The organism is Bradyrhizobium sp. 33ap4 (genome assembly GCF_032654765.1).
Lineage (GTDB): Bacteria > Pseudomonadota > Alphaproteobacteria > Rhizobiales > Xanthobacteraceae > Bradyrhizobium > Bradyrhizobium australafricanum.
In genome coordinates this window covers 102445-126611 of the sequence record NZ_JAUMTJ010000002.1, presented here as the reverse complement: position 1 = coordinate 126611, position 24167 = coordinate 102445, and the positions used below count along the sequence as shown (strand labels likewise).

Below are 24167 nucleotides of genomic sequence, written 5' to 3'. Positions count from 1 at the left end.
TCGAGGCGATGACGCATGTCACGCTGCGCAGCGAGTTCGAAGACCTGATCGATCCCTACGCGCCGGTCGGCCAGGTTGGGACCGGCTTCGATTTCACGGAGGGACCGATCTGGCATCCGGCCGATCATTTCCTGCTGTTCTCCGACATGCCGGGCGATGTGCGCCGGCGCTGGGATGCGCGGCGCGGTGTCGTCGAGGTCAGGCGGCCATCGAACAAATGCAACGGCATGACCTATGACGCGGAGCTCAATCTGATCGTCTGCGAGCACGCGACGTCTTCGCTGATCCGCGAGCGGCCCGACGGGCGGCGCGAGGTGCTGGCTTCGCATTACGAGAACCAGGAGCTCAACAGTCCGAACGATGTCTGTGTGCATTCCTCCGGCGCGATCTATTTCTCCGATCCTTGGTACGGCCGCATGCCGGTCTATGGCGTCGAACGGCCGCGCCAGCTCGGCTTCCAGGGCGTCTACCGCGTGCCGCCCGGCGGCGGCGCGCCGAAACTGCTGGTCGACCGCTACCTGTTCGAGCAGCCGAACGGGCTGTGCTTCTCGCCCGACGAGCGCATCCTCTATGTCAACGACACCGTGCAGGCGCTGATCCGCGCCTTCGACGTCAATGCCGACGGCTCGCTCGGCAATCCGCGCGTGTTCGCCTCCGGCATCCGCTCCGAGCTCGAGCCCGGCCTGCCCGACGGCATGAAGTGCGACCAGCGCGGCAATGTCTGGGTCACCGCGCCCGGCGGCGTCTGGGTCTATTCGCCCGCCGGCGACCTGCTCGGCAAGGTCCGCCTGCCCGAGCTCGTCGCCAACCTCGCCTGGGGCGGCGCCGACTTCCGCACGCTCTATCTGACCGCGGCCCATTCGGTCTATGCGATCCCGACCAAGGTCGGCCCGCGCCACGAGCCCTATATGAGCGGCAAGCGCGGCGGCGCCGGCGCCGCCTCGTCGACGCCTGCGCCGAATCTCGCCGCCGGCGAGATGCAGCTCGATCCGCAACGCTGCGCGATGATCATCCAGGACATGCAGAATGACGTCATCATGGACGGCGGCGCGTTCGCCGAGTCCGGTGCGCCCGCACACGCCCGCCAGCAGCATGTCGTCGAGAATGTGCGCCGCGTGGCCGAGGCTGCGCGAGCGCGCGGCGTCTCCATCATCCATGTCTGGTTCGTCGTCGAGCCGGGCGCGCCCGGCGTCACGCTCAATGCGCCGCTGTTCGAGGGGTTGGTCGACAGCAAGGCGATGGTGCGCGGCAGCTGGGGCGCGGCACCGGTCTCGGGGCTCGAACCGCGCCCGGGCGACTTCGTGGTCGAGAAGATGCGGATGAGCGCCTGGGAGGGCACCCGGCTCGAGACCATCCTGAAGGCGACCGGCCGCGACATGATCATCAATACCGGAGCCTGGACCAACATGTCGGTCGAGCACACCGCGCGCACCGGCGCCGACAAAGGCTATTTCATGATCGTGCCGGAGGATTGCTGCTCGACCATGAATGCCGACTGGCACAACGCCGCGATCAATTTCGCGCTCCAGAACGTCTCCGTCGTGACCAACGCCGACACCGTGATCAAGGCACTTGGCTAGGGAGGCGCGGTGCCGAAGCTGCTGCACCTTAACTGCTCACCGCGCCCCGACTCGGAATCGGCGGCCGGCGCACGTGCCTTTCTCGATCGCTTCCGTCGGGCGCGACCGGACTGGGAGATAGACGCGATGAACCTCTGGCGCGAGCCGCTACCGGAATTCGATGGGTATCTGCTCGAGGCCAAATACGCCCGGATCGGCGGCAAGAGCTTCACCAATTCGCAGCACGACGCCTTCGTAATCGCCGAGCGCCTCGCGCTGCGGCTGTCGCTGGCCGATCGCGTGCTGATCTCGACGCCGATGTGGAATTTCGGCATTCCCTACAAGCTCAAGCAATGGCTCGACGTCATCATCCAGCCGGGGCTGGCCTTCCGCTTCGATCCGGCGCAGGGCTACCTGCCGCTGCTCAAGGACCGCCCGACGATCGTGATCCTCGCAAGCGGCAGCGACTTCGTCACCGGCATGAACCGCGGCCGCATCGACATGGCAACGCCCTATCTGCGCGAGGCGCTGCGCTTCATCGGCATCAGCGACGTGCGCTTCGTACCGATCGGCCCTACCACCGGGCCCACCGAGCCGATCCGCGCCGCCCGCGAGGCGGCGCACCGGCGGCTGGTGGAGATGGCGGGGAGGTTTTGACCTGCTCTTACCACATCGTCGTCCTGGCGAAACCCATAACCACCGAATCTGAATGTAAACGAGATCGTGGCCCCAGCGCAGCATCACAATTGTCATTCGGGGTAATGGGTCCTAGGCTTTCGCCACGACGACGACGTGTGTTGACTGAGGTGTGAGCCGTGCATCGGCACCCAGGGGTAGAACCACAGACGCCCTCGGCCATCCCTACGTTTCCGCGGCGGGAAAGACCAGCCTGCACAACAATCCCGGCGCATTGTCGCGCAATTCGATCCGTGCGCCGTGCAGGCTCGCGACCGCCGCGACCAGGCTGAGGCCGAGGCCGTTGCCCGGCGTGTAGCGGCTCTGCTCGAGCCGGTAGAACCGCTTGAAGACGCGGTCGTGCTGCTCGGCGGGTATCCCGGGGCCGTCATCGGCGATCGAAATCACCGCGCCTCGCTCATCGTTGTCGCAGGTCACCGTCACCCGCCCACCCGCGCGGCCATGCTTGATGGCGTTGTCGACGAGATTGGCAATCGCATCGAACAGCAGGTCGCGGTCCCCGGTAACCAGCACCGCCCGATCGCCGGCAAGGTCGAGCCGGGTGGTAACCTCCTCAGCCGCGGCATCGTAGAGCTCGACCACCTCGGCGGCGATCTCGACGAGATTGACGGTGCGAAACGCACCCTTGCGGGCTCGCGTCTCGATCTCGGAAATCCGCGTGATCGACGCGAACATCCCGAGCACCGCGTCGAGATCGGCGATGGTGTCGCCGATCAACGCAGCATCCCCCTCGCCGCTCCGCGGGGCGTGATAGGCCTTCTCGAGCCGGCCGCGCATCCGGGTCAGCGGCGTGCGCAGGTCGTGGGCGATATTTTCGCTGACCTGCTTGACGTCTCCCATCAAGGTCTGGATCCGGTCCAGCATCAGATTGAGATTCTCGGCGACGCGATCCCATTCGTCATGGCTGCCGCGAAGCGGGATACGCTGGTCGAGGCCGGAGAGCATGATAGCGCGACTGGTCGCATTGATCGACTCGATCCGGCCGACGGTTCGCCGCGTGACGCCGATGCTGGCAGCAGCCGCAAGCCCGATGATCAGCACGACGACGGCAATGCCGGCGGCCCTGATCTGCGCCATGAAGCCGTCGAGATCGCTGATGTCATGGCCGACCAGCAGCCGATCGCCGTTTGACAGGGTTTCCGTCACGCCTCGCAGCAGGGAGGGGCCCGAGGAAAGCTGTGGCAGGGAGGCACGAAATTCAGCCCATCCCTTCTCGGCAGCGCCCGCCGGCCACTGTCTGAGATTTCCCGCCAGCACGGTCGATCCGGGACCGACCAACAAATACACATGATCGGCAAAGCCCTTGTCCGCGACGCGTTGCGCGATCAACGCGGTCAGGCCATCGCGGCCGGACCGCGCATAGGCATCATCGAGGCTCGCCTGCTCGGTCCTGATCGCGCGGTCGGATCTGTCGCGCACATAGGACAACGTCGACCAGTAGACATAGGCGAAGATCGCGGAGACGATCAGGCCGAAGACACCGATGGCGATCAACGCCAGGCGGAACGTCGACGACTTGAGGGTCTTAGCCAGGAGCACGGAGGCAGTACCCGATGCCGCGGATCGTGTGGATCAGCGGATAGGCTTGCTGGTCGTCGACCTTGCGGCGCAAACGTCCGACATAGACGTCGATGATGTTGGTCGAGGGATCGAAGTGCAGGTCCCACACATGCCGCAGCAGCATGGCGCGCGACACCACGCGGCCCTCATTGCGCGCCAGGTATTCGAGCAGCTGGAATTCCTTCGGCAGCAGCGGAATCCTGCGGCCGCGGCGGCTCGCCGTCCGCGAAATCAGATCGATCGCGAGATCGCCGACCCGCAGGATGGTCTCCTTTGCAACGGTCTCGCTGCGGCGGCCAAGGGCCTCCAGCCGCGCCAGCAGTTCGACAAAGGAGAACGGCTTGACAAGATAGTCGTCGCCGCCGGCGCGCAAGCCACGCACCCGGTCGTCGACTTCGCCGAGCGCGCTGATGATCAGGAACGGCACTGCGATGCCGCCGTCGCGCATCTGACGCATCACCGTGATGCCGTCGATGTCGGGCAGCATGCGATCGATGGTGATCACGGCATAGTCGCGCGCCGCACCCTGGCTCAGCGCCTCGCGGCCGTTCGCCGCCAGATCCACATCATAACCGCTGGTGGTGAGCTCCTCGACGAGCTGATCCGCGGTTTCCGGGTCGTCCTCGACGACGAGAATGCGGCGGTGAGCACCGGTCATATTCCTGAACTCTCCGAGCTGTGTCGAACTCTCCGAGTTCTCAAACTCTCCGAGCGGCAGCCCCGCGACGATCGCCGCCAGACTATCCCATTCCGGGGCAGGATGGAACGTCTGGCGACGACCGCGACAACGGTGCGGTTGGTTGGGCGATCACCAATAGTCCCCGCACACATTGACCCATTGCAGACCGTAAGCCGTCCATACCCTGCGGTAGCAGCCGTAGTCATAGCCGGCATAGAGATAGGGCGCACCGATGAACGCGAAGCGATGGAAGCGGTGATGGCGTAAGAAGCCGCCATGATGGAAGAAGCGCGAACCGCGGAATCCGGCGCCGGCAAAGCGCGGGCCGATTGCCGGTGCACCGACGAAGCGGGGACCACCAACGCGCCCGCCTGCGAAATGCCCGCCGCCGCCCATGGCGGCGAACGCCGCGCCACCACCACGCATTCCGCCGCCGAAACCACCGCCATGCATGCCGCCGCCAAAGCCGCCACCGTGCATGCCACCACCCATGGCACCCATAGCGCCGCCGTGGCCGCCACCGAAGCCGCCGCCGCCGCCGCCATGTCCGCCGCCACCACCGCCGCCTCTGGCGAGGGCAGCGGGTGCAAGCGCAACGCTGACAGCGAGCGTCGCTGCCGTGAGACACGTGAGAAGCCTGTTCTTCATAAAACCCTCCCTGATTGGGACCGCGGCGAATTCGTATCGCCGCACGCGAGCATGATCAGAAGACGCAAGCCGATGCCCGACTTCAACTGACAAATGCGCCAGATTCTGACACCGGATTTAGAATTCGCGCGCCGGCATGCCGAGCGGCAGTTGCCCGGACCGGCGGCCACGATTGCGTTGGCCGGGATCGACGGACATTTGGCTGGAATCGGCGGATAGCGCTCGTTGAATCGATCGGCCGCGGTTCTTAATCCTGCAGCTGTCGGAGAACAACGACGGCGTCGAGGGATCGCAGACCCGCTTCACAATTTGTCAATCACCGGACTCTGCCCTCCCCGCGGCCGTCATCCAACCCGCGATGCAATCACCTTTCGCCTGGCCTCCCTGCGGGCGCCGGGACGGCGAAGTGCTGACCTTCAGCAAGGAGCTTTCGATGAGCGACGAGACCAAAAGACCGTTTCTGACCCACGCCTCCGGCGCCCCCGTTGCCGATAATGTGAACATCCTGACGGCGGGGCCGCGCGGACCCGCATTGCTGCAGGATGTCTGGCTGATCGAGAAGCTGGCGCATTTTCACCGCGAGGTGATCCCGGAGCGGCGGATGCATGCCAAGGGCGCCGGCGCGCACGGCACCTTCACCGTCACCCACGACATCACGCGCTACACCAAGGCCAGCATGTTCTCGGAGATCGGCAAGCAGACGCCGATGTTCGCGCGGTTCTCGACGGTCGCCGGCGAGCGCGGCGCGGCGGACGCCGAGCGCGACATTCGCGGTTTCGCGCTGAAATTCTACACCGATGAAGGCAATTGGGACGTGGTCGGCAACAACACGCCGGTGTTCTTCTTCCGCGACCCCTTGCGCTTCATCGACCTCAACCACGCCATCAAGCGGCATCCGCGCACGGGGGTGCGCGACCCCGACATGAACTGGGATTTCTGGACGCTGCTGCCGGAAGCGCTGCACCAGGTCACCATCGTCATGAGCGAGCGCGGCATCCCGAAAAGCTTCCGTCACCAGCACGGCTTCGGCAGCCACACCTACAGCATGATCAATGCCGACAATGAGCGCGTCTGGGTGAAATTCCATTTCCGCACCCGGCAGGGCGTTCAGAACCTGACCGATGCCGAGGCCGAGGCGCTGGTCGGCAAGGACCGCGAGAGCCACCAGCGCGACCTGTTCCAGAGCATCGAGCGCGGCGACTTCCCGCGCTGGACGCTGTTTATCCAAGTGATGACGGATGCACAGGCCAAGGCATTCCCGTTCAATCCGTTCGATCTGACCAAGGTGTGGCCCAAGGCGGATTATCCGCTGATCGAGGTCGGGTATTTCGAGCTCAACCGCAATCCGGAGAACTTCTTCGCCGAGGTCGAGCAGGCGGCGTTCACGCCGGCGAATGTCGTGCCCGGCATCGGCTATTCACCTGACAAGATGCTGCAGGCCCGCCTGTTCTCCTATGGCGACGCGCAGCGCTACCGGCTCGGCGTCAACCACCACCAGATCCCGGTCAACGCGCCGAAATGCCCATTCCACAGCTATCACCGCGACGGTGCGATGCGCACCGACGGCAATCTGGGCGCCACGCTGACCTACTGGCCGAACAGCCATGGCGAGTGGACCGATCAGCCGCAGCTGAACGAGCCGCCACTCGAATTGTCAGGCGCGGCCGCGCATTGGGATCATCGCGTGGATGACGACCACTGGCAGCAGCCGGGCGACCTGTTCCGCAAGATGAATGCCGCGCAAAAGCAGGCCCTGTTCGACAACACCGCCCGTCAGGTCGGCAACGCGTCGAAGCACATCCAGGAACGGCACGTCGCGAATTGCAGCAAGGCCGACCCGGCCTACGGCAAGGGCGTCGCGGATGCGCTGGCGAGGTTTGCTGCCGGAGAGCTGTAGCCGGGACGGCCCCCTTCGGCCCCGTCATCCTGAGGTGCCCGCGGAGCGGGCCTCGAAGGATGAATCGGCCAGAAATGGGGCCGTGCATCCTTCGAGGCTCGCAAGAGCTTGCACCTCAGGATGACGGGGACAGCTTAGGCAACTCAGCCAGAAGCGTCAGGTGGTCGATTTCGAACAAGGCGGCGAACTCGGCTCGCCGCCCTCCTCCGCGGCTCAGGTCGGCTTGCCGCGTCCGTTCTTCTCGGCCGCGCGGCGCAGCGCGTCGGCGAGCGCGCCGCCGCCGGACTGCTCCTGCGGCCGGCGCGGAGCCGACGACGTCATCTTGCCGGAGCCGCGGGAGAAATCGCGCGACGGCGCCGCATTGTCCTTCTTCGGCCCGATCTCGTCGTCAAGCCGCAGCGTCAGCGCGATGCGCTTGCGCGCGACCTCGACGTCCAGCACCTTGACCTTGACGATGTCGCCGGGCTTCACCACTTCGCGCGGGTCCTTGATGAAATTCCGCGACATCGCCGAGATGTGCACCAGCCCATCCTGGTGCACGCCGATATCGACGAAGGCGCCGAATGCGGCGACGTTGGTCACGGTGCCCTCGAGGATCATGCCCTTCTTTAGGTCCTTGACCTCCTCGACGCCTTCCTTGAACACCGCCGCCTTGAACGCCGGACGCGGATCGCGGCCGGGCTTTTCCAGCTCGCGCAGAATGTCGGTGACGGTCGGCAATCCGAACGTATCGTCGACGAAGGATTGCGGCTTGAGACCCCGCACCACGTCGGCATTGCCGATCAGCGCCTTGATGTCGCTCTTGGTCGCCTCGAGGATGCGGCGCACTACCGGATAGGCTTCCGGATGCACGCCGGATGAATCGAGCGGATCCTCGCCATTGCTGATACGCAGGAAGCCGGCGCACTGCTCGAACGCCTTCGGGCCGAGCCGCGGCACCTCCTTCAGCGCCTTGCGCGACTTGAACGGGCCGTTGGCATCGCGGTGCTGCACGATACTTTGCGCCAGTCCCTGGCCGATGCCCGACACCCGCGCGAGCAGCGGCACCGAGGCGGTATTGGCATCGACGCCGACCGCGTTCACGCAGTCTTCCACCACGGCATCGAGCGAGCGGGCGAGCTTGGCCTCGCCGAGATCGTGCTGGTATTGGCCGACGCCAATCGCCTTCGGATCGATCTTGACCAGCTCGGCCAAGGGATCCTGCAGGCGCCGCGCGATCGAGACCGCGCCGCGAATGGTGACGTCGAGGTCGGGCAATTCGTTCGAGGCGAAGGCCGAGGCCGAGTAGACCGATGCGCCGGCTTCGGAGACCACGATCTTGGTCATCTTGCGCTCGGGCAGCCGCTTCACGAGCTCGGCGGCGAGCTTGTCGGTCTCGCGCGAGGCGGTGCCGTTGCCGATCGCAATCAGCTCGACGCCATGCTCGATCGCGAGCTTGCCGAGAATGGCGAGCGCCTCATCCCAGCGCCGCTGCGGCTCGTGCGGGAAAATCGCCGTATGCGCCACCACCTTGCCGGTCGCATCGATCACCGCGACCTTGACGCCGGTGCGATACCCGGGATCGAGCCCCATGGTGGCGCGCGCGCCGGCCGGCGCCGCGAGCAAGAGGTCGCGCAGATTCGAGGCGAACACGCGCACCGCCTCGGTCTCGGCCGCCGTCCACAGCCGCAGCCGCAAATCGATGTTGAGGTGGATCTGGATTTTGGTGCGCCAGGCCCAGCGCACCGTCTCGGTCAGCCATTTGTCGCCCTTGCGGCCCTGGTTGGAGATCGCAAAGCGGTTCATGATCTTGAGCTCGTAGAGGCCGGGCTGGCCTACGACCGGCTCCTGCGCCTCCGGCTTGATGGCGAGGTCGAGGATCTCTTCCTTCTCGCCGCGGAACAGCGCCAGGATGCGATGCGACGGCAACTTCGGCAGCGGCTCGGAGAAATCGAAATAGTCCTTGAACTTCTCGCCTTCGGTCTTCTTCCCGGTGCGGACGGTCGAGGCCATGATGCCGTTCGACCACATCTCCTCACGCAGCGCGCCGATCAGGTCGGCATCCTCGGCGAAGCGCTCGACCAGGATCGCGCGCGCGCCGTCGAGCGCCGCGGCGACGTCGGCGACCTGCTTCTCGGCATTGACGAAGGGCGTCGCGGCCTCGTTCGGATCGCTCTCGGGCTGCGTCAGAAGCTGATCGGCGAGCGGCTCGAGGCCGGCCTCCTTGGCGATCTCGGCCTTGGTGCGACGCTTCGGCTTGTACGGCAGATAGATGTCCTCGAGCCGGCCCTTGCTGTCGGCGGCCATGATCTGAGCCTCGAGCGCGGCGTCGAGCTTGCCCTGCTCGCGGATCGAATTGAGCACCGCGGTACGGCGCTCCTCGAGCTCGCGCAAATACGTCAGCCGCTCTTCCAGCGTGCGCAGCTGGGCATCATCAAGCGCGCCGGTGAGCTCCTTGCGGTATCGCGCGATGAACGGCACCGTGGCGCCGCCGTCGAGCAGCGTCACCGCCGCCTCGACCTGTTCGTCGCGAACCCCCAGCTCCTGCGCAATCTGATGATGAATCTTTGCCACGCCTGTCTCTCTGAAATTCCGTTGCGCCGCCGGATCACCGATGGCGCGGTGGTCGCTTATGAACCATCCCGGATTGATTCATCAAGGCGCGCTGTGGATCAAATTGGGCGCGGGCTGCAATCTATTTCCGGGATGTTGGCCGTCCGCGGCTTGACAAATAAACCCGCGCCGAATTGCCGCCGAAAATCGCAGCTCTTGCTTCACTTGACAAATCAGCAAGTAGGCACTCCGCGGCTGCGAACCAGTACGCATAGCCGCCGGCGAGGTTGACGACGGGCCAGTCGCTGCCCCACAGCATCCGCTGCGGCCCGAAACATGCCAGTGCATGATCGACGGCCTCGCTGAGATCGGCAACCTGCCAGTTCGGTGCCGCGTCGGTCGCAAGACCCGAGAGTTTGCAGACCACGTTGGATCGTGTGGCGAGGCTTGCGATGTCGTCCTTCCAGGCCGCGATGTCGCCGGTCGCAAGGTGCGGCTTGCCGAAATGGTCGAGCACGAATTGCAGGTCCGGATGGCGATCGACCACCTGAATGAGCCGCGGCAAATGGCGCGGCAGCACCAGCGCGTCGAAGACCAGGTCATGCCGCGCCATGGCCTCGAGCGGCGCCGCCAGTTCGGGGCGCAGCAGCCAGTCGTCATCGGCGATGTCCTGCACCATCGGCCGCAGACCGACCAGGAGCTCGCGCCCGGCAAACGCGTCGATCCGCGCCGCGGCATCGGCAGCGTCGAAGTCGACCCAGCCGACCACGCCGCGCACCTGCTCGGTCCCTTTGGCGATATCGAGTAGGAATACGGTCTCCGCTTCAGTCGGTGCGGCCTGCACCAGGATGGTGCCTTCAATCCCAGCCGCGGCGAGATGCGGCGCGAGATCGGCCAGGCCGAAGTCGCGGTAGATCGGCCCGCGCTCGGGCGTCAGCCAGCCGTAATCCGCGCGCGCCAGGGTCCAGACATGGTGATGGGCGTCGATCCGCATCATGCCGGCACCGGCGCATGCTGGTCGAGCAGCCCCTCATTCTTCAGGTCGCGCCACAGCGCGGCAGGCACGGGCGACGACAACGCGGCGACGTTGCGCTCGACCTCCTGCGGCGTCTGCGCGCCGAGCACGAGGCTTGCCACCGCCGGATGGCCGAGCGCGAAATGCAGCGCCGCGGTCGGCAGCGCCACGTTGTGGGCGCGGCAGACGCGATCAATCGCCGCCACCTTCCGCATCACGTCCGGCGGCGCATCCTTGTAATTGTACTTGGCGCCGGCAACCGCGCCGGTCGCCAGGATGCCGGAGTTGAAGACGCCACCGAGCATCATGCCGATGCCCTTTGCTTGCGCCAGCGGCAGGAATTCGGCGAGTGCGGGTTGCTCGAGCAGCGAGTAGCGGCCGGCAAGCAGCACAGTGTCGAACGTTCCGGCCTTGGCGAAGCGCACGCACATCTCGGCCTCGTTGACGCCGATCCCGATGCCCTTGACCAGGCGCTCGGAACGCAACTTGTCGAGCGCGACATACGCGCCCTCCATCGCCTCGCGAAACCGCGTCTCGATCGCGTCAGCTCCGTGGGTCCAGACGTCGACGTCGTGGATCAGCAGCAAATCGATGCGATCGGTGCCGAGCCGCAGCAGCGACTGCTCCACCGAGCGCATGGTGCCGTCATAGGAATAGTCGAACACCGCGCGATGCGGCGCGCCGCCGGCGAAATTGGAGCCGTCGCCGCGGCCGTGGAACGGGTCCATCCAGCGCCCGACCTTGGTGCAGACGACGACGTCGTCGCGCGCCACGCGGCGCAGCGCGGTGCCGCTGCGGTGTTCGGCGAGGCCATGGCCGTAGAGCGGCGAGGAATCCAGCAGGTTGACGCCCAGCGCAAACGCCCGCTCCGCTGCTGCGATCGCAGCAGTGTCGTCGAGCCGCGCGAACAGGTCGCCGAGCGGTGCCGTGCCGAAGCCGAGAATGGAGACATCGAGCCCGGTGCGGCCGAGCCTGCGACGTGGCAGTGCCGGGGAGCCTGGATCGGAGGATTGTTGTTGGGTCATTATGGCCTCCCGCCTGCGTTTCTTGTTAGCCCCTCATCAGACTAGCGTCGTTGACCAGGATCGTGAAGGGACCTTGGCGGCCGACGCCGCGGTGTGGTCTCTCATCGCGCAGGCACCACATCGCTAAAATGCAATGCACAGCTTCACGTTGCCTATCGGCGGGAAATAGGCTATGGGAGCGCTCCGCAACTTCAACGCAGGAGGCGACGATGTTCAGGTCTGTGCGCTTCCCGGGTTCGCCGCGCGATATTTGACGCGCGTCCCGGAATCGGATCCCGGGTGAAATCGCAACACCCACACGCAATCGAATCTGCCGCGGGCCTTCGGCTCCGCGCTTGCGGAACTTTTGTCATGACCTCGACGCTTCAGGTGACCTCTCGTCGCGAGGCCACACGCTCCGTGCTGCTCGAACATCAGCTGCGGAGGTATCATCCACACGTTCAGGGAAGGGTCCGCGCGCTGGCCATGCGGCACACGCGTCTTGCGGACCTTGCCGCGAGCTTTCCTGCGCTGTTGTTCGCGCTGGCGGTCCCGCGAGCCGGGATCGCTTCGGCGCGCGCACGCGCATGCGTCATCGACGGCCGCTCGCTCGCGGACGCCGCGGCCGCGGCGGGCATTCCGCTGTGGCTGCGCAGATTGCCGCCGGAAGCATTCACCGCTCCGATCACGGGACTGCCCGATGACGAGCTGTTTCGCCGGCAGATCGCGAACCACCTGCCGCCGTCACCGAAGCTCGCGCCGATCTGGCTGAAATCCGTCGCGGCGGTTGCCGAGCTCGCACATGGACCGGCGGTCTGGATCGCGCGCGAGCTGGTCCGGGCGCCGCCGCGCACCGATCCTGCGCGATTGCGGCTCATCGGCCTGTGGGCGTGGTTCTCCACGCAGCCGGCGACGCTGGGACATACGCTGATCGACCGGAGGTGGACGCCGAGCATGCAGATCGGCTCGGCGCTCGCGGCCGCCGATGCGTGGCGCACGATGACGCGCTGCATGTCAGCCTCGGCTCGGAGAAGATCGCGGATATGTGGCTGCGGCCGGGCCGCGTTGACGGTTACGACTTCATCCCGCTGAGCTCGACCACGGATATTTCGGAGGAGGCGGAAGCGATGCAGAATTGCCTGCGCACCTACGGTCCCAGCCTCGCCCACAATCGCTCGCGGCTGTGGAGCGTCAGGCGGAGCGGGCAACGCGTCGCCACCCTGAGAGTTGCGGCGCGTTTTGAGGGTCCGTTGCCAGGTATCGCCGAGCTCACCGGTATCCGGAACGCCGAGATGCCGCGCGAGGTCTGGTGGGCAGCGCGCCAATGGCTGCATAGCCACGGCCTGTTGTGGATGGAGGTCGAGCAACGCAGATGGGGCACCGCGCCTCTCGACCGCCCGACCTGGCGCGCGATCTGGCGTCCGTACTGGCTCGCCAGGCGGCAGATTCCGGAATGGCTGCCGCTCGCTCCGTCGCGCAAGGCGCTCAATGCGCTGTGATGCGCATCCGCCACCGCCGCTTCGTTGCTAATCGTCGGCAACAATCTGCTGGGCAAGGTTGTCGACCACCACAGGACTCTCGAAATAGGTGACGATCGGATCGGCGCCATATTTCTCCCGTGCGCGGGCGCGCCACGCATCGGTGTACAGCGCTTCCGCCTCCACTCTCGAGTTCCAGAAATAGATACCGCCGGCCGTCATCCCGCCCTCGGACAGCAAATAGGTCTTTCGGAACAGCCCCTGAATGCCGCGATAGATCGGCGCGGTACTCAGGAAGATGCTGCGGGCTTCCTCGCGCGTGATCGGCTTCGGCAGCTTGAACGTCGTGATTGCGGTAATCATCCGGATCTCCTCGGCTTCATTCTTGACATCATTGTCAATATTGACGATTGTGTCAACAATGACCCGATGGAGTGGATCGAATGGTGGGCGTGCGTCAGTTCGACGAGGACGAGATGATCGCAACCGCGCTAGACGTGTTCTGGCGCAAGGGCCTGCACGATGCGACCATGCAGGATCTCGCGGCCGCGACCGGCGTCCAGCGCGGCAGCCTCTACAACGCCTATGGCGACAAGGAAGCGATCTTCCTGCGCGCCTTCGATCAGTATGCCGCGCAATTCCTGGACGCGGCCGGCAGCGCGCTGGCGCAGGGCGATACCTCGGCGAGACTGAGGGACTTCTTTGACATGATCATCGTCAACATGACGAACGGCACGCCGCAGCGGGGCTGCCTGACGACGCGCACCGCGCTGGACGCTGCCATTTCGAGCGCGGATGTGCGTCAGCGCGTGCTGGACGTGCTCACCCGGCTCGAGCAACTGGTCGGCAAAGCCATCAGCGCGGCGCCGAACAGGCGCAGCACGGCCGATGCAAACCGGCTGGCGCGCGTCATCGTGACGTTCACGCGCGGGCTCGCCGTGATGGAGCGCGCCGGATACAGCCGCAAGCAGTTGAGGGAGTCGGCCACCACATTCATCGAAGCCGTGATTGGCGACGCCTGAGGCGGCGTCCTTGTCGCGGCGACGGCGTCATCGAATGGGAGAAACCAGCACGCAGGAACGGAACGGCGGCTGCCTGTGCGGCGCGGTGCGTTACACGCTCAAGCGCGAACCGCGGAGCATCGCTATATGTCATTGCACACATTGCCAGCGGCAAAGCGGCAGCCTGTTTTCATTCAACCTCGTGATCCGCGAAGCCGACTACCAGCAGTCGGGCGAGACGGTGGTGTTCGTCGACAAGGGCGACAGCGGCCATCCGGTCCATCGTCATTTCTGCGGGCACTGCGGGTCCCCGCTGCTGGCGAAGACCGCATTGATGCCCGGCAAGGTCGTGGTGAAAGCCGGTACGCTCGACAGCATGGAGGGATTGCAGCCGCAAGCCGAGATCTATACCGATCGCGCCGTCGCATGGCTCACGCCGATCCCCGGCGCTGCACGCTTTGCCCGGAACGTGTGACCGGATGCGCCGGTCACGGGCGCAGCGGGAAACGATTCAGCCTAGCCAGGGTTGCCTCCGTTCCGATTGCATCGGAACAGAGGCTCTTGATTTTGCTTTGACGCGTTTTCTTCACGCGAACCGGTATCCGCTTCGCTCGAAAACGCTCTGGCGATCATTGGCCGGCCGGCAGTTCGGCGTAGTTGCCGTCCTTGTCGCGGCGGTACACGACGTAGTCGATCAGGGTGATGTCACCCTTCGGCGTGTAGCTGATCTTGCCGAGCACGGTATCCCAGCTTCCGGCCTTGATGGCCGCAGCGACCTTTTTTGCGTCCGTGGTCTGGGCGCGGGCCGCGGCCTGGCTCCAGATCTGGAACGCGGCATAGCTGTAGAGCGTGTAGCCGTCGGGATCGATGCCCTTGTCCTTGAACTTATTCAAGGTCGCGGCCGCGGTCGCCTTCTTGCGCGGGTCGGGCGAGAAGGTGAACAGCGAGCCTTCGGCAAGCGGACCTGCGATCGCGGCGAACTGCTTGTCGACCAGGGCGTCGCCGCCCATCAGCACAGCATTGACGCCCTGCTCGCGCATCTGGCGCAGGATCAACGCAGCCTCGGCATAATAGCCGCCGACATAGACGAAATCGATCGACTCCTTCTTGAAGCGGGATACCAGAGCGGCAAAATCCTTGTCGCCCTTGGTATAGGCCTCATAGAGCTTTTCCTTCACGCCCGCGGCGTTGATGGCGTTCTTCGTTTCGTCGGCAAGGCCTTTGCCGTAGGTCGTCTTGTCGTGGATGATCGCGACGTTCTTGGTCTTGTAGTTCTTGATAATGTAGGCGGCCGCAACCGTGCCCTGCTGGTCATCCCGGCCGCAGACACGGAACGTGTTCCACAACCCGCGCTCGGTGAATTGCGGATTGGTCGAGCCCGGCGTGATCTGCAGCACATTGCCCTCTGCATAGGCGTCCGACGCAGGGATCGAGGTCGATGAGCAGAAATGCCCAACGACGAACGGAATCCTCGCGCCTGCCATCTTCTCAGCAACCGACACCGCCTGCTTCGGATCGCAGGCATCGTCGCCGACCTCCAGCTTCAGCTTCTTGCCAAGCACGCCACCCGCCGCATTGATATCGGCAATCGCGAGATCAGCACCGTTCTTGAACTGCTGGCCGAAGCTCGCCTCGGAGCCGGTCATCGGCCCGACCACGGCAACACTGATATCCTGTGCCATGGCGGCGCCGGACAAGGCCAGGCTCGCGCCGAGCGCAAGAAAATATCCTCGAAGTGCAAACTTCATCACATTCTCCTCGATGGTCTCAAGTCGCCTCAATGCATCGCAGTCGACGAATCCGCCGATTGCAACGATCACCGGGGGCTGCCTTTTAAGCGCGAGACGATCGGCAGGCTCGGACTGAGGCGACGGGGGATTGGACATATGCGACATCGGGCAACAATGTGAAACACGTTGTCGTGCATTGACGTCTGAAATCGCCCGCAGCGGACGTGATTGGGCGGCGATGTTGTGTGCGCGACAGCACACAGGCTGGCGGAGAGCGCTGTTTGCGACGTCGCCCGAGATCGACCAGATGCCGGACGACGGCGCCGCGCAGCTTGGGCGTCGCGAGCTGGTAGCTGTCGTCAAGCTCCCTGATGTAGAGCGCCAGCAGACGCATCGCCTCGGTGTTCGCGGGCAACGACCGGTTCAGCATGTCCTCGGGATCGCGGACCAGCAGTGCCAGCGCCTTGCGCGGGAGCCTGAGACCGACGAAACGGCTCGGCGAGACCGGGACCACCATGTTGCCCCCTCCGCGCTCGACTCCAGCACGGCCTGCCCCGTGCCCAGCTCGATGTCGCGGCCGCGCTGCGACGCGCGGGCGTTGCCGCTCGTGATGATCGTCAGCACAAGGTCGTCATTGCCGTCGAACAGCTCGCGCGGCCGTGCGATCTTGAGGTTGCTGCACGCCCAGGACACGATCCCGAGCCCAGGCAGCTCGCGCACTTGGCTTCGGCATGGAACGCGCCGACGCTCAGTGGCTCCGGATCGAGCTTCACGATCATCCGCCCGATCTGCTCGCGAAAGATCGGCAAGCGGTCGCGCTCGCCGAAATCCGCGGTCGAGAACCGAAACCCGGCGATATCCGGCGACTGCATCGTCATCGGCCAATCCTCATGGCGGCGGGGGGTCGCCGGTGATATGGGGCCGATTTGTGGCAGCACGACACCGCTCGAGTGCACGGGACCATGCTTACGCGTCGGCACTTTTGCTGCAGACAGGCGATGCTCGCCGGATCATCCTGACGCTATTGCCGGATCTGAAATCGCAACCGAGACCGAAATCGTGCTCGCTCGATATTGCCCGGTGTCGTCATCCCAAGCCGTTACGCGGATTATAATTGACTGACCGGACGGTCAATAGTAATCCAAGCGCACGTCACGCAACCTTCGGCCACCAGAAGCCGCAACGGGAGGTCATCATGGTCAGCGATTTGGTGTTGACCGATATCCGCACCGGATATCGCGTCGTGACGCTCAACGCCTTTCTCGAAAAGCGCGCGACGCGCTTTGTCGGACGAGCCAAAGCTTGAACGTTCGGATTGAACATTCCGCCGTCAAGGCGAGACGCATCATTGATCACAAGTCAGAAGGTCCAATTGCGATGACACAGCCTCAATCCAGTGGTGCACGGACGGCGGGCAACGTCATGAAGCTCGACAGCTTCGTGCGCGGAAAATGGTCCGGCCCGGGCGAACCGGCAGCCGAGATTCACAGTGCCGTCACCGGCGATGTGGTGGCGGTCACCACCAGGAGCGATCTCGACATGCGCGAGATCCTCGCCTATGGCCGCGCGATCGGCGGCAAACATCTCAGAAAGCTGACGTTCCATCAGCGCGCGGGCCTACTGAAGGCGCTGGCCGACTATCTGACCCAGCACAAGGACCGGCTCTACAAACTGTCATTCCACGCAGGCGCAACCCGCACCGACGCAATGATCGACGTCGACGGCGGCATCGGCACGTTGTTCGCCTATGCCGGCAAGGGCCGCCGCGAGCTCCCGAACAGCAAATTCCTGCTCGATGGCAAGGTCGAAGGGCTCTCCAAGGCTGGCGCATTCGCCGGTCAGCATATCGTGACGCCGCTGCACGGCGTCGCAGTGCACATCAACGCATTCAACTTCCCGTGCTGGGGCATGCTGGAGAAGCTGGCGCCGGCGCTGCTGGCCGGCGTGCCCGTCGTGACCAAGCCCGCGACGGTCACCTCCTATGTCGCCCACGAGCTGGTTCGGATCATCACCGAATCCGGCGCGCTGCCCGAAGGCGTGCTGCAATTCATCGTCGGATCGACCGGCGACTTGTTCGACCATCTGACCTGCCAGGACGTCGTGTCCTTCACAGGCTCGGCCGACACGTCGCAAAAACTGCAGCGGCATCCGGTCATCGCGCGCGAAGCGGTCAGGTTCATCGCCGAACGGGATTCGCTGAACGCCGCAATCCTCGCTCCGGACGCCGTGCCGGGAAGTCCGGAGTTCGACCTCTTCGTCAAGGAAGTGGCGAAGGAGATGACGGTCAAGGCCGGCCAGAAATGCACCGCGATCCGTCGCGCGCTGGTGCCGTCGGCACAGCTCGATGCCGTGATCACGGCGCTGCGCGACCGTCTGGCCAAGGTCACGATCGGCAATCCCGAAAACGACAAGGTCAGGATGGGGCCGCTTGTCGGGCTCGGCCAGCGCAGCGATGTGCTTGCCCATGTCGCGAAGCTTCGCGCCGAAGCCGAACTGGTGGCCGGCGATCCCGGCAACTTCGCGCTGCTCGATGCCGATGCGAAGCGCGGCGCCTTCGTTCCGCCGCTGCTGCTGCATTGCGCCAAGCCGCTCGCCGCATCCGCAGTCCACGCGATCGAGGCGTTCGGCCCTGTCAGCACCGTTATGGGTTACGACGGTCTGGAGCAAGCGATCGCGCTGACCAATCGCGGCGGCGGGAGCCTCGTCGCATCCATCTACACGCACGACATCCCGGCTGCGACCGAACTGACATTTGGCATCGGCAGTTTTCACGGCCGCGTCGCGATCATCGACCGCGACTGCGCGAGCGAGCACACCGGACACGGTTCGCCGATGCCGCAGATGGTTCACGGCGGCCCCGGCCGGGCCGGCGGCGGCGAGGAACTGGGCGGCGTCCGCAGCCTCCAGCACTACATGCAGCGCACCGCATTGCAGGGATCGCCGGCGATGCTGAGCGGCGTCACCGGCCGCTGGTTCAAGGGCAGCCCGATGCTCGAAGGCGACCTGCATCCGTTCCGCTATCACTATGACGATCTCGAGATCGGCCGCACGCTGGTCTCGAAGTCGCGGCAGGTCACGCTCGACGACATCGAGCACTTCGCGCATTTCACGGGCGACACCTTCTACGCCCATATGGACGAGGAAGCGACCAAGGGGCATCCCTTCTTCCCGGGCCGCGTCGCGCATGGCTATCTGCTGCTGTCGTTTGCGGCCGGCCTGTTCGTCGATCCCGACTACGGGCCGGTGCTGGCGAATTACGGCCTCGACTCGCTGCGCTTCGTCAAACCCGTCCAGCCCGGCGAACAGATCCAGGTGCGGCTGACGGCGAAGGAGAAGATGCCGCGCAACAAGCAATATGGCGAGGTACGCTGGGACGTCGAGATCACGACCGGCACCGGCGAAACCGCGGCGACCTACGAGCTGCTGACCATGAACGCGATGCGGGGTTAAGAGGCGCGTCAGAGCAACTCGGCCTGTCGGCCGCGGCCGGCCGATTTCGCCCTGCCGCGCGGCCGGGTGGCGCCGGCCGCGGCATCGTCGGCGCCGGCCAGCACGAGCTGCGCGACGAAACCGGCATATTCGGCGCGGGTCATCGGCCCGCCCTCGCGAAACCACATGTAATGCCAGTTCAGCATGCCGAAGACGCTCATCGTCAGCGGCTTGAGCAGGCGCTTGTGCTTCGCCGCCGGCACGGCGGCGGCGAGTGCGTCCGACATGATCCCGACCAGGATCCGCTCGCTTGCGAGCAGCGGCTGCTGCTTGTCCTTCGGCAACAGCTTGAGACTTGAGATCTGGACCTGATGTTCGGCGTCGGCATGCCGGTAGAGCTCGAGCAGGGTCGCAACGATCGTCCTGAAGCGCGCGACCGGATCGCCGGCCTGTGCGCTCGCCTTGCGGACCGCCGCCACCAGCTTCGCGAGGTGCGACGACAGGATATCGAACAGGATCGCTTCCTTGTCGGGATAATAGTGATAGAGCAGCGCCTTCGAAACCCCGCAGGCATCGGCGATGGTGTTCATCGACGTGCCGACATATCCCGATGCGGCAAACAGCTCGGCCGAGCGATGCAGCATCGAGAGGCGCTTGTCGTCATAGTCCTTGGCGCGCGATCGGGCCATGTCTTGTCCGTTTCACCAGGCGGCCGTTCGGCCATCGTCCAGAGATGTCAGTCAATAGTCGCAAGGTTCCGGGACCACAGCCCCGCCTCCGAACCGCTATTTATTGACCATCCGGTCGGACAATTCCATAAGCCCGGCGATCGGGCAACATTGCCCGGAATGAATTTTCCTGGCGCCGCGTCGCGAGAGCATCTCTCTGCTGCAAATCGCCTCGCCATGCGCGTCTGATTGCAAAGTTCGCGGCGCCGCCGAGTTTCGCGCGCGTCCCGAACAGGAGCGTGTTATCGTTCATCGAACGGCTCGGAATGCGAAGGAGGCTCTGGGTGCGGACATCCTCTTGGCTCCACGTCCTTCGTCGCGCGGCCCGCCGGCTGAAGAGATGGCAGCGGCGGCTGGCCCGCGCCGCCAACCCCGACGGCAAGGACATGCACGAACTCTTTCTGTTTGGTCCTCACGGCTGACCGCTCGTTGGCGCGACGCATGCCCAGTCGAGACCGCAGCAGATGTGATCCATCGCCACGCCGACGTCAGTCTGCCCACGCCGCACATGTCGTGCGGCAGGATCACGCACAGAGCGATAGCATGACAGCTCCTCGAGCGCGTCACGTCATCATCGTCGGCGGCGGCGCAAGCGGCGTCCTGCTGGCGCACCAGCTACTGCGTCAACCGACGGACGATGTCCGTGTCAGCCTGATCGAGCAGCGTCCCGACATCGGGCGCGGCATCGCCTATCATACCGGCAATCCGGATCATCTGCTCAATGTACGGGTCGCGAATATGAGTGCGCTGCCCGACCAGCCGGACCATTTCTGGCACTGGCTGATCTCGCGCGGGGCGGACGCGCCGCTCTGCCCTGATCCCTATTGCTTCGTGCCGCGGCGCATCTTTGGTGACTACATTGCCAGTCTGCTCGAGCAACAGGCGTCCGATCAGGCCAACATCCAACGCCTGTCGATCGTGCACGGCAGATGCATCGCGATCCGCGAACGGCGAGGCGACGTCACCGCCAGCCTCGACGACGGCCGGCAGCTGATCGGCGACATCGTCGTTCTCGCAACCGGACACGATCCACGCGCGAACAGTCCGGGACATGCCGATCCCTGGGCAGCACCGTCTGCCGCTGCGATCGCCGACGACGCGACCGTCCTGATCCTCGGCACGGGCCTGACGATGGTCGATTACGTGCTGTCGTTGCTGCGCGACGGACATCGCGGGCCGATCGTTGCGATGTCGCGCCGAGGCCTTCTCGCGAAACCGCACCGCCGGGTCGACGCCGTGCACATCGAGGAGGCGGACGTCCCCTTCGGCTCCGGAATCGGCAGCCTGCTTCGCTGGCTTCGCGGCCGCATCGACCGGCACATCGCAGCGGGCGGCGATTGGCGCAGCGTGATCGATGGGCTTCGCCCCCATACCCAGCGACTGTGGCGAGAGCTCCCGCTTTCGTCCAAGCGCCGGTTCCTCGAGCACGCACGCGCCTGGTGGGACGTGCATCGGCATCGGATGGCGCCGCAAGTGGAGGTCCGGATCACTGAAGCGATCTATGGAGGCCGGCTCACCCCGATGGCCGCAAAGCTGATCTCGGCCGAGCCTGACCGGACAGGCGCGATCGTCAGTTACCGGCGGCGCGGCGAGAGCAGGCTCCGTCGCATGCATGTCGGCGCCATCGTCGACTGCACCGGCATTGTCAAGGATCCGCGCGCAACCGCCAATCCCGCGGTGCGCAGCCTGCTCGAGCTTGGCCTGGCGCGCGTCGATCCGCTCCGCATCGGCATCGAAACCGATCGCAATTGCGCGATCATCGGTCACGACGGCGTCCCATCGCGCCGCCTGTATGCCGTCGGCCCGCTCACGCGCGCCGCGTTCTGGGAAATCAGCGCAGTTCCCGACATCCGCAACCAATGCGCCGAGCTTGCCGCTCTGCTGGTTCACTCCGACGAGAGGCGGCGACTCGCATCCCTCGCGCGCGTCTAGAACCCCGTTCCGATGGAATCGGAACGGAGCTCCAGATTCCAGTTTTGACGCGCTTTCCTGCCGCGAACCGGCGTCCACTTCGCTCGGGAAAGCTCTAGCTGCCGAAGCCGGCCGGAATGAACGCCGGCAGCTTCTCCTCGATGAAGTGCTTGACCTCGGGTGAATTGAAGACCTGGATGAAGGCCTTCAGGCGCGGATCGTCCTTCTTGTCCGGCCGCGCGGTAAAGCGCAGCACGAGACCGTCATCGACCGTGCGGTCGATCACCAGCGCCGATTTTGGATCACCGCCGGCCGGTATCAGATAGGTGATGTTGACGAGCGCAAGCGTGACGTCATCGAGCGACCGGTAGGTCTGCGCCGGATCGAGCTCGACGATCTTCAGGTTCTTGGGATTTTCGATGATATCAAACCGATTGACCGAAAAACCCTTGCCCGGCGCCAGCTTGATCAGTCCGGCGCGTTCGAGCAGGATCAAGCCACGCGCGCCGTTGAGCGGCTCGTTCGGGATCGCAACGCTGTCGCCGGACTTGATCTCCTCGAGCGACTTGATCTTCTTCGAGAACAGCCCGACGGGCGCGATCACGCCGACCTTGTCGACCTGGACCAGGTCGAAGCCGCGCTGCTTGTTCTGGATCGCGAGATAGGTGGCGTGCTGGAACAGGTTGGCGTCGACGTCGCCGCTGTTCACCGCCTCGTTCAACGCGACCCAGTCCGACAGCTCGACGATCTTGACGTCCTGCCCCTTATCCCTGGCGAGCTTGGCGGCAAAGCCAGCCAGCTGACCGACCGGGCCGGCGCTGGTCGCGATCTTGAGAGGTTCGTCCGCAACGGCGGCCGCAGTCATGGCAAGCAGCACGCCAGCCGCCTGCGCCAGGCGCAACAATGTCTTCATGGTCTCGGTTTCAACTCCGTCTTCAGGAATCGATCAGGCCGCCTTGCGGCCGCTGCTTCCCGCCTCAGCCTCGGCCAATGCCTGGGTGAGGTCGGCGAGGATGTCGTCGGGATGTTCGATGCCGACCGAAAGCCTGATGTAGCCGGGCGTCACGCCTGCCGCGAGCTGTTCCGCGGCGCTCAGCTGCTGATGGGTGGTCGACGCCGGGTGGATCGCCAGCGAGCGCGCATCGCCGATATTGGCGACGTGATAGAACAGTTTCAGCGCATCGATGAAACGACGGCCGGTCTCGACGCCCCCCTTCAGCTCGAAGCCGACCAGCCCGCCATAGCCGCCCTTCAGATAGAGATCGGCGCGGCGCCGGTCCTCCCCGCTCTGCAGTCCGGGGAAGATCACGTGCGAAACGGCGGGATGTCGTGCCAGGAAATTCGCGACCTTGATCGCGTTCTCGTTGTGCTGACGCAGCCGCAGGGGCAAGGTCTCAAGTCCCTGGATGAACTGAAATGCGTTCTGGGGAGCGACCGCGGCACCGAGATCGCGCAGCAGCTTCACGCGCGCGCGCAGGATGTAGGCAATCGGACCCAGCGGCTTGGCTGCCTCGGTCCAGATCGCGCCGTGATAGGCATCGTCCGGCTGCGTCAGCAGCGGGAAGCGCTCGGCGTGCGCCGCCCAGTCGAAATTGCCGCCGTCGATGATCGCTCCGCCAATCGACGTGCCGTGGCCGCCGATATACTTTGTCGCGGAATAGACGACGATCGCTGCGCCGTGCTCGAACGGGCGCGCAATGAGCGGGACGGCGGTGTTGTCGAGAATCAGCGGCACGCCGAGCGAACGGCCGATATCCGCGACTTCCCTGATCGGGAAGACGTTGAGCTTGGGGTTCGGCAGCGTCTCGGCGAAATAGGCCCGGGTCTTCGCATCGGTCGCCCGGCGGAAGTTTTCCGGATCGGCCGGATCGACGAAGCGAACCTCGATGCCGAACTGCTTCAGCGTCTGCGACAGCAGCGTCCAGGTGCCGCCGTACAGATCGGTCGATGAGACGATATTGTCGCCGGCTTGCGCGATGTTGAAGATCGCGTAGGCCGTCGCCGACTGGCCCGACGCCACGGCCAGCGCGCCAACGCCGCCTTCCAGCGCGGCCAGGCGCTCCTCGAACGCGTCAGCCGTCGGATTCTTGATCCTGGTGTAGATCTGTCCGATCGCCTCCAGGGCGAACAGCCGCGATGCGTGATCGGTATTCTCGAATTGAAAGGACGTCGTTTGGTAGATCGGAACGGCGACGGCGCCGGTCGCCGGGTCAGACCGGTACGATCCGCCATGCAAGGCGAGCGTCTCGACATTCTTGGTTTCGATCGGCATCTCGAAATTCTCCTGAAATCCGTGGACC

At 65.1% G+C, this 24167-nt stretch carries 24 protein-coding genes; 10 read left to right on the top strand and 14 right to left on the bottom strand.

Annotated features, from left to right (window positions below; all coding sequences use genetic code 11):
• Positions 1 to 8: 8 nt before the first annotated feature.
• Both Q2M23_RS02205 and Q2M23_RS02200 read left to right on the top strand, forming a co-directional pair.
• Positions 9 to 1580 carry an isochorismatase family protein gene (locus Q2M23_RS02205; protein WP_316393993.1) on the top strand — a complete coding sequence of 524 codons (1572 nt, stop codon included), beginning with the start codon at positions 9 to 11 and terminating at the stop codon, positions 1578 to 1580.
• 9 nt (positions 1581 to 1589) lie between these two features.
• Positions 1590 to 2216, top strand: coding sequence for an NAD(P)H-dependent oxidoreductase (locus Q2M23_RS02200; RefSeq protein WP_316393991.1), 627 nt, complete (start codon positions 1590 to 1592; stop codon positions 2214 to 2216).
• A gap of 204 nt (positions 2217 to 2420) precedes the next feature.
• On the opposite strand, the gene Q2M23_RS02195 is transcribed toward Q2M23_RS02200, so the two are convergent.
• The 3 genes from Q2M23_RS02195 to Q2M23_RS02185 form a co-directional block, all read right to left on the bottom strand.
• Complete coding sequence (locus Q2M23_RS02195) at positions 2421 to 3794, bottom strand: sensor histidine kinase (RefSeq protein ID WP_316393989.1); 1374 nt, start codon at positions 3792 to 3794, stop codon at positions 2421 to 2423.
• A complete protein-coding gene (locus tag Q2M23_RS02190; RefSeq protein WP_168855370.1) occupies positions 3781 to 4473 on the bottom strand; it encodes a response regulator transcription factor in 693 nt (230 codons plus the stop codon). The genes Q2M23_RS02195 and Q2M23_RS02190 overlap by 14 nt, the downstream gene beginning before the upstream one ends.
• Before the next feature lie 150 nt (positions 4474 to 4623).
• Entirely contained in the window at positions 4624 to 5142 is a 519-nt protein-coding gene (locus Q2M23_RS02185) for a hypothetical protein (RefSeq protein ID WP_076826967.1), read from the bottom strand.
• 433 nt (positions 5143 to 5575) lie between these two features.
• Here Q2M23_RS02185 and Q2M23_RS02180 point away from each other — a divergent pair, with 433 nt between their 5' ends.
• Positions 5576 to 7039 (top strand): catalase, encoded by a 1464-nt coding sequence (locus tag Q2M23_RS02180; RefSeq protein WP_253589226.1) that lies wholly within the window; start codon positions 5576 to 5578, stop codon positions 7037 to 7039.
• 213 nt (positions 7040 to 7252) lie between these two features.
• Here Q2M23_RS02180 and Q2M23_RS02175 read toward each other — a convergent pair whose 3' ends face one another.
• The 3 genes from Q2M23_RS02175 to Q2M23_RS02165 form a co-directional block, all read right to left on the bottom strand.
• Positions 7253 to 9592, bottom strand: a complete 2340-nt coding sequence (locus Q2M23_RS02175; RefSeq protein WP_141340393.1) for a Tex family protein — start codon at positions 9590 to 9592, stop codon at positions 7253 to 7255.
• Positions 9593 to 9713: 121 nt separating this feature from the next.
• On the bottom strand, positions 9714 to 10568 hold the full coding sequence (locus Q2M23_RS02170; RefSeq protein WP_316393988.1) for an amidohydrolase family protein: 855 nt from the start codon (positions 10566 to 10568) through the stop codon (positions 9714 to 9716).
• Entirely contained in the window at positions 10565 to 11611 is a 1047-nt protein-coding gene (locus Q2M23_RS02165) for an aldo/keto reductase (RefSeq protein WP_316393987.1), read from the bottom strand. The genes Q2M23_RS02170 and Q2M23_RS02165 overlap by 4 nt, the downstream gene beginning before the upstream one ends.
• 513 nt (positions 11612 to 12124) lie before the next feature.
• Here Q2M23_RS02165 and Q2M23_RS02160 point away from each other — a divergent pair.
• Positions 12125 to 12682 (top strand): hypothetical protein, encoded by a 558-nt coding sequence (locus Q2M23_RS02160; protein WP_316393986.1) that lies wholly within the window; start codon positions 12125 to 12127, stop codon positions 12680 to 12682.
• Positions 12634 to 13089 carry a hypothetical protein gene (locus Q2M23_RS02155; RefSeq protein ID WP_316393985.1) on the top strand — a complete coding sequence of 152 codons (456 nt, stop codon included), beginning with the start codon at positions 12634 to 12636 and terminating at the stop codon, positions 13087 to 13089. The genes Q2M23_RS02160 and Q2M23_RS02155 overlap by 49 nt, the downstream gene beginning before the upstream one ends.
• 27 nt (positions 13090 to 13116) lie before the next feature.
• Here Q2M23_RS02155 and Q2M23_RS02150 read toward each other — a convergent pair whose 3' ends face one another.
• Positions 13117 to 13431 carry a monooxygenase gene (locus Q2M23_RS02150; RefSeq protein ID WP_316393984.1) on the bottom strand — a complete coding sequence of 105 codons (315 nt, stop codon included), beginning with the start codon at positions 13429 to 13431 and terminating at the stop codon, positions 13117 to 13119.
• 80 nt (positions 13432 to 13511) lie between these two features.
• On the opposite strand from Q2M23_RS02150, the gene Q2M23_RS02145 reads away from it, so the two are divergent.
• The gene (locus Q2M23_RS02145; protein ID WP_316393983.1) at positions 13512 to 14090 is read left to right on the top strand and encodes a TetR/AcrR family transcriptional regulator; all 579 of its coding nucleotides are present in this window, start codon (positions 13512 to 13514) and stop codon (positions 14088 to 14090) included.
• Positions 14077 to 14544 carry a GFA family protein gene (locus Q2M23_RS02140; RefSeq protein WP_316393982.1) on the top strand — a complete coding sequence of 156 codons (468 nt, stop codon included), beginning with the start codon at positions 14077 to 14079 and terminating at the stop codon, positions 14542 to 14544. Before Q2M23_RS02145 ends, Q2M23_RS02140 begins: the two co-directional genes overlap by 14 nt.
• A gap of 154 nt (positions 14545 to 14698) precedes the next feature.
• Here Q2M23_RS02140 and Q2M23_RS02135 read toward each other — a convergent pair whose 3' ends face one another.
• From Q2M23_RS02135 to Q2M23_RS02125, 4 genes are all read right to left on the bottom strand, one after another.
• Positions 14699 to 15817 (bottom strand): branched-chain amino acid ABC transporter substrate-binding protein, encoded by a 1119-nt coding sequence (locus Q2M23_RS02135; protein WP_253625510.1) that lies wholly within the window; start codon positions 15815 to 15817, stop codon positions 14699 to 14701.
• A gap of 85 nt (positions 15818 to 15902) precedes the next feature.
• Positions 15903 to 16316, bottom strand: a complete 414-nt coding sequence (locus Q2M23_RS02130; RefSeq protein ID WP_316393979.1) for a hypothetical protein — start codon at positions 16314 to 16316, stop codon at positions 15903 to 15905.
• The gene (locus Q2M23_RS43940) at positions 16223 to 16492 is read right to left on the bottom strand and encodes a hypothetical protein (protein WP_410469684.1); all 270 of its coding nucleotides are present in this window, start codon (positions 16490 to 16492) and stop codon (positions 16223 to 16225) included. The genes Q2M23_RS02130 and Q2M23_RS43940 overlap by 94 nt, the downstream gene beginning before the upstream one ends.
• A complete protein-coding gene (locus Q2M23_RS02125; RefSeq protein ID WP_316393978.1) occupies positions 16417 to 16677 on the bottom strand; it encodes a hypothetical protein in 261 nt (86 codons plus the stop codon). The genes Q2M23_RS43940 and Q2M23_RS02125 overlap by 76 nt, the downstream gene beginning before the upstream one ends.
• A 236-nt stretch (positions 16678 to 16913) precedes the next feature.
• Here Q2M23_RS02125 and Q2M23_RS02120 point away from each other — a divergent pair, with 236 nt between their 5' ends.
• Positions 16914 to 17105 (top strand): hypothetical protein, encoded by a 192-nt coding sequence (locus Q2M23_RS02120; RefSeq protein WP_141340388.1) that lies wholly within the window; start codon positions 16914 to 16916, stop codon positions 17103 to 17105.
• Positions 17106 to 17221: 116 nt separating this feature from the next.
• The gene (paaZ, locus tag Q2M23_RS02115; protein ID WP_316394124.1) at positions 17222 to 19249 is read left to right on the top strand and encodes a phenylacetic acid degradation bifunctional protein PaaZ; all 2028 of its coding nucleotides are present in this window, start codon (positions 17222 to 17224) and stop codon (positions 19247 to 19249) included.
• A gap of 8 nt (positions 19250 to 19257) precedes the next feature.
• Here paaZ and Q2M23_RS02110 read toward each other — a convergent pair whose 3' ends face one another.
• Positions 19258 to 19917, bottom strand: a complete 660-nt coding sequence (locus Q2M23_RS02110) for a TetR/AcrR family transcriptional regulator (protein ID WP_168855358.1) — start codon at positions 19915 to 19917, stop codon at positions 19258 to 19260.
• Positions 19918 to 20499: 582 nt separating this feature from the next.
• On the opposite strand from Q2M23_RS02110, the gene Q2M23_RS02105 reads away from it, so the two are divergent.
• On the top strand, positions 20500 to 21888 hold the full coding sequence (locus Q2M23_RS02105) for an FAD/NAD(P)-binding protein (RefSeq protein ID WP_316393975.1): 1389 nt from the start codon (positions 20500 to 20502) through the stop codon (positions 21886 to 21888).
• A gap of 94 nt (positions 21889 to 21982) precedes the next feature.
• Here the strand turns inward: Q2M23_RS02105 and Q2M23_RS02100 are convergent, their stop codons facing one another.
• Together Q2M23_RS02100 and Q2M23_RS02095 are read right to left on the bottom strand one after the other, a co-directional pair.
• Positions 21983 to 22780: a MetQ/NlpA family ABC transporter substrate-binding protein gene (locus Q2M23_RS02100; protein ID WP_141340385.1), complete on the bottom strand. Its 798-nt coding sequence runs from the start codon at positions 22778 to 22780 to the stop codon at positions 21983 to 21985.
• A gap of 33 nt (positions 22781 to 22813) precedes the next feature.
• Positions 22814 to 24139 (bottom strand): O-acetylhomoserine aminocarboxypropyltransferase/cysteine synthase family protein, encoded by a 1326-nt coding sequence (locus Q2M23_RS02095; RefSeq protein WP_141340384.1) that lies wholly within the window; start codon positions 24137 to 24139, stop codon positions 22814 to 22816.
• Between the last annotated feature and the right edge of the window lie 28 nt (positions 24140 to 24167).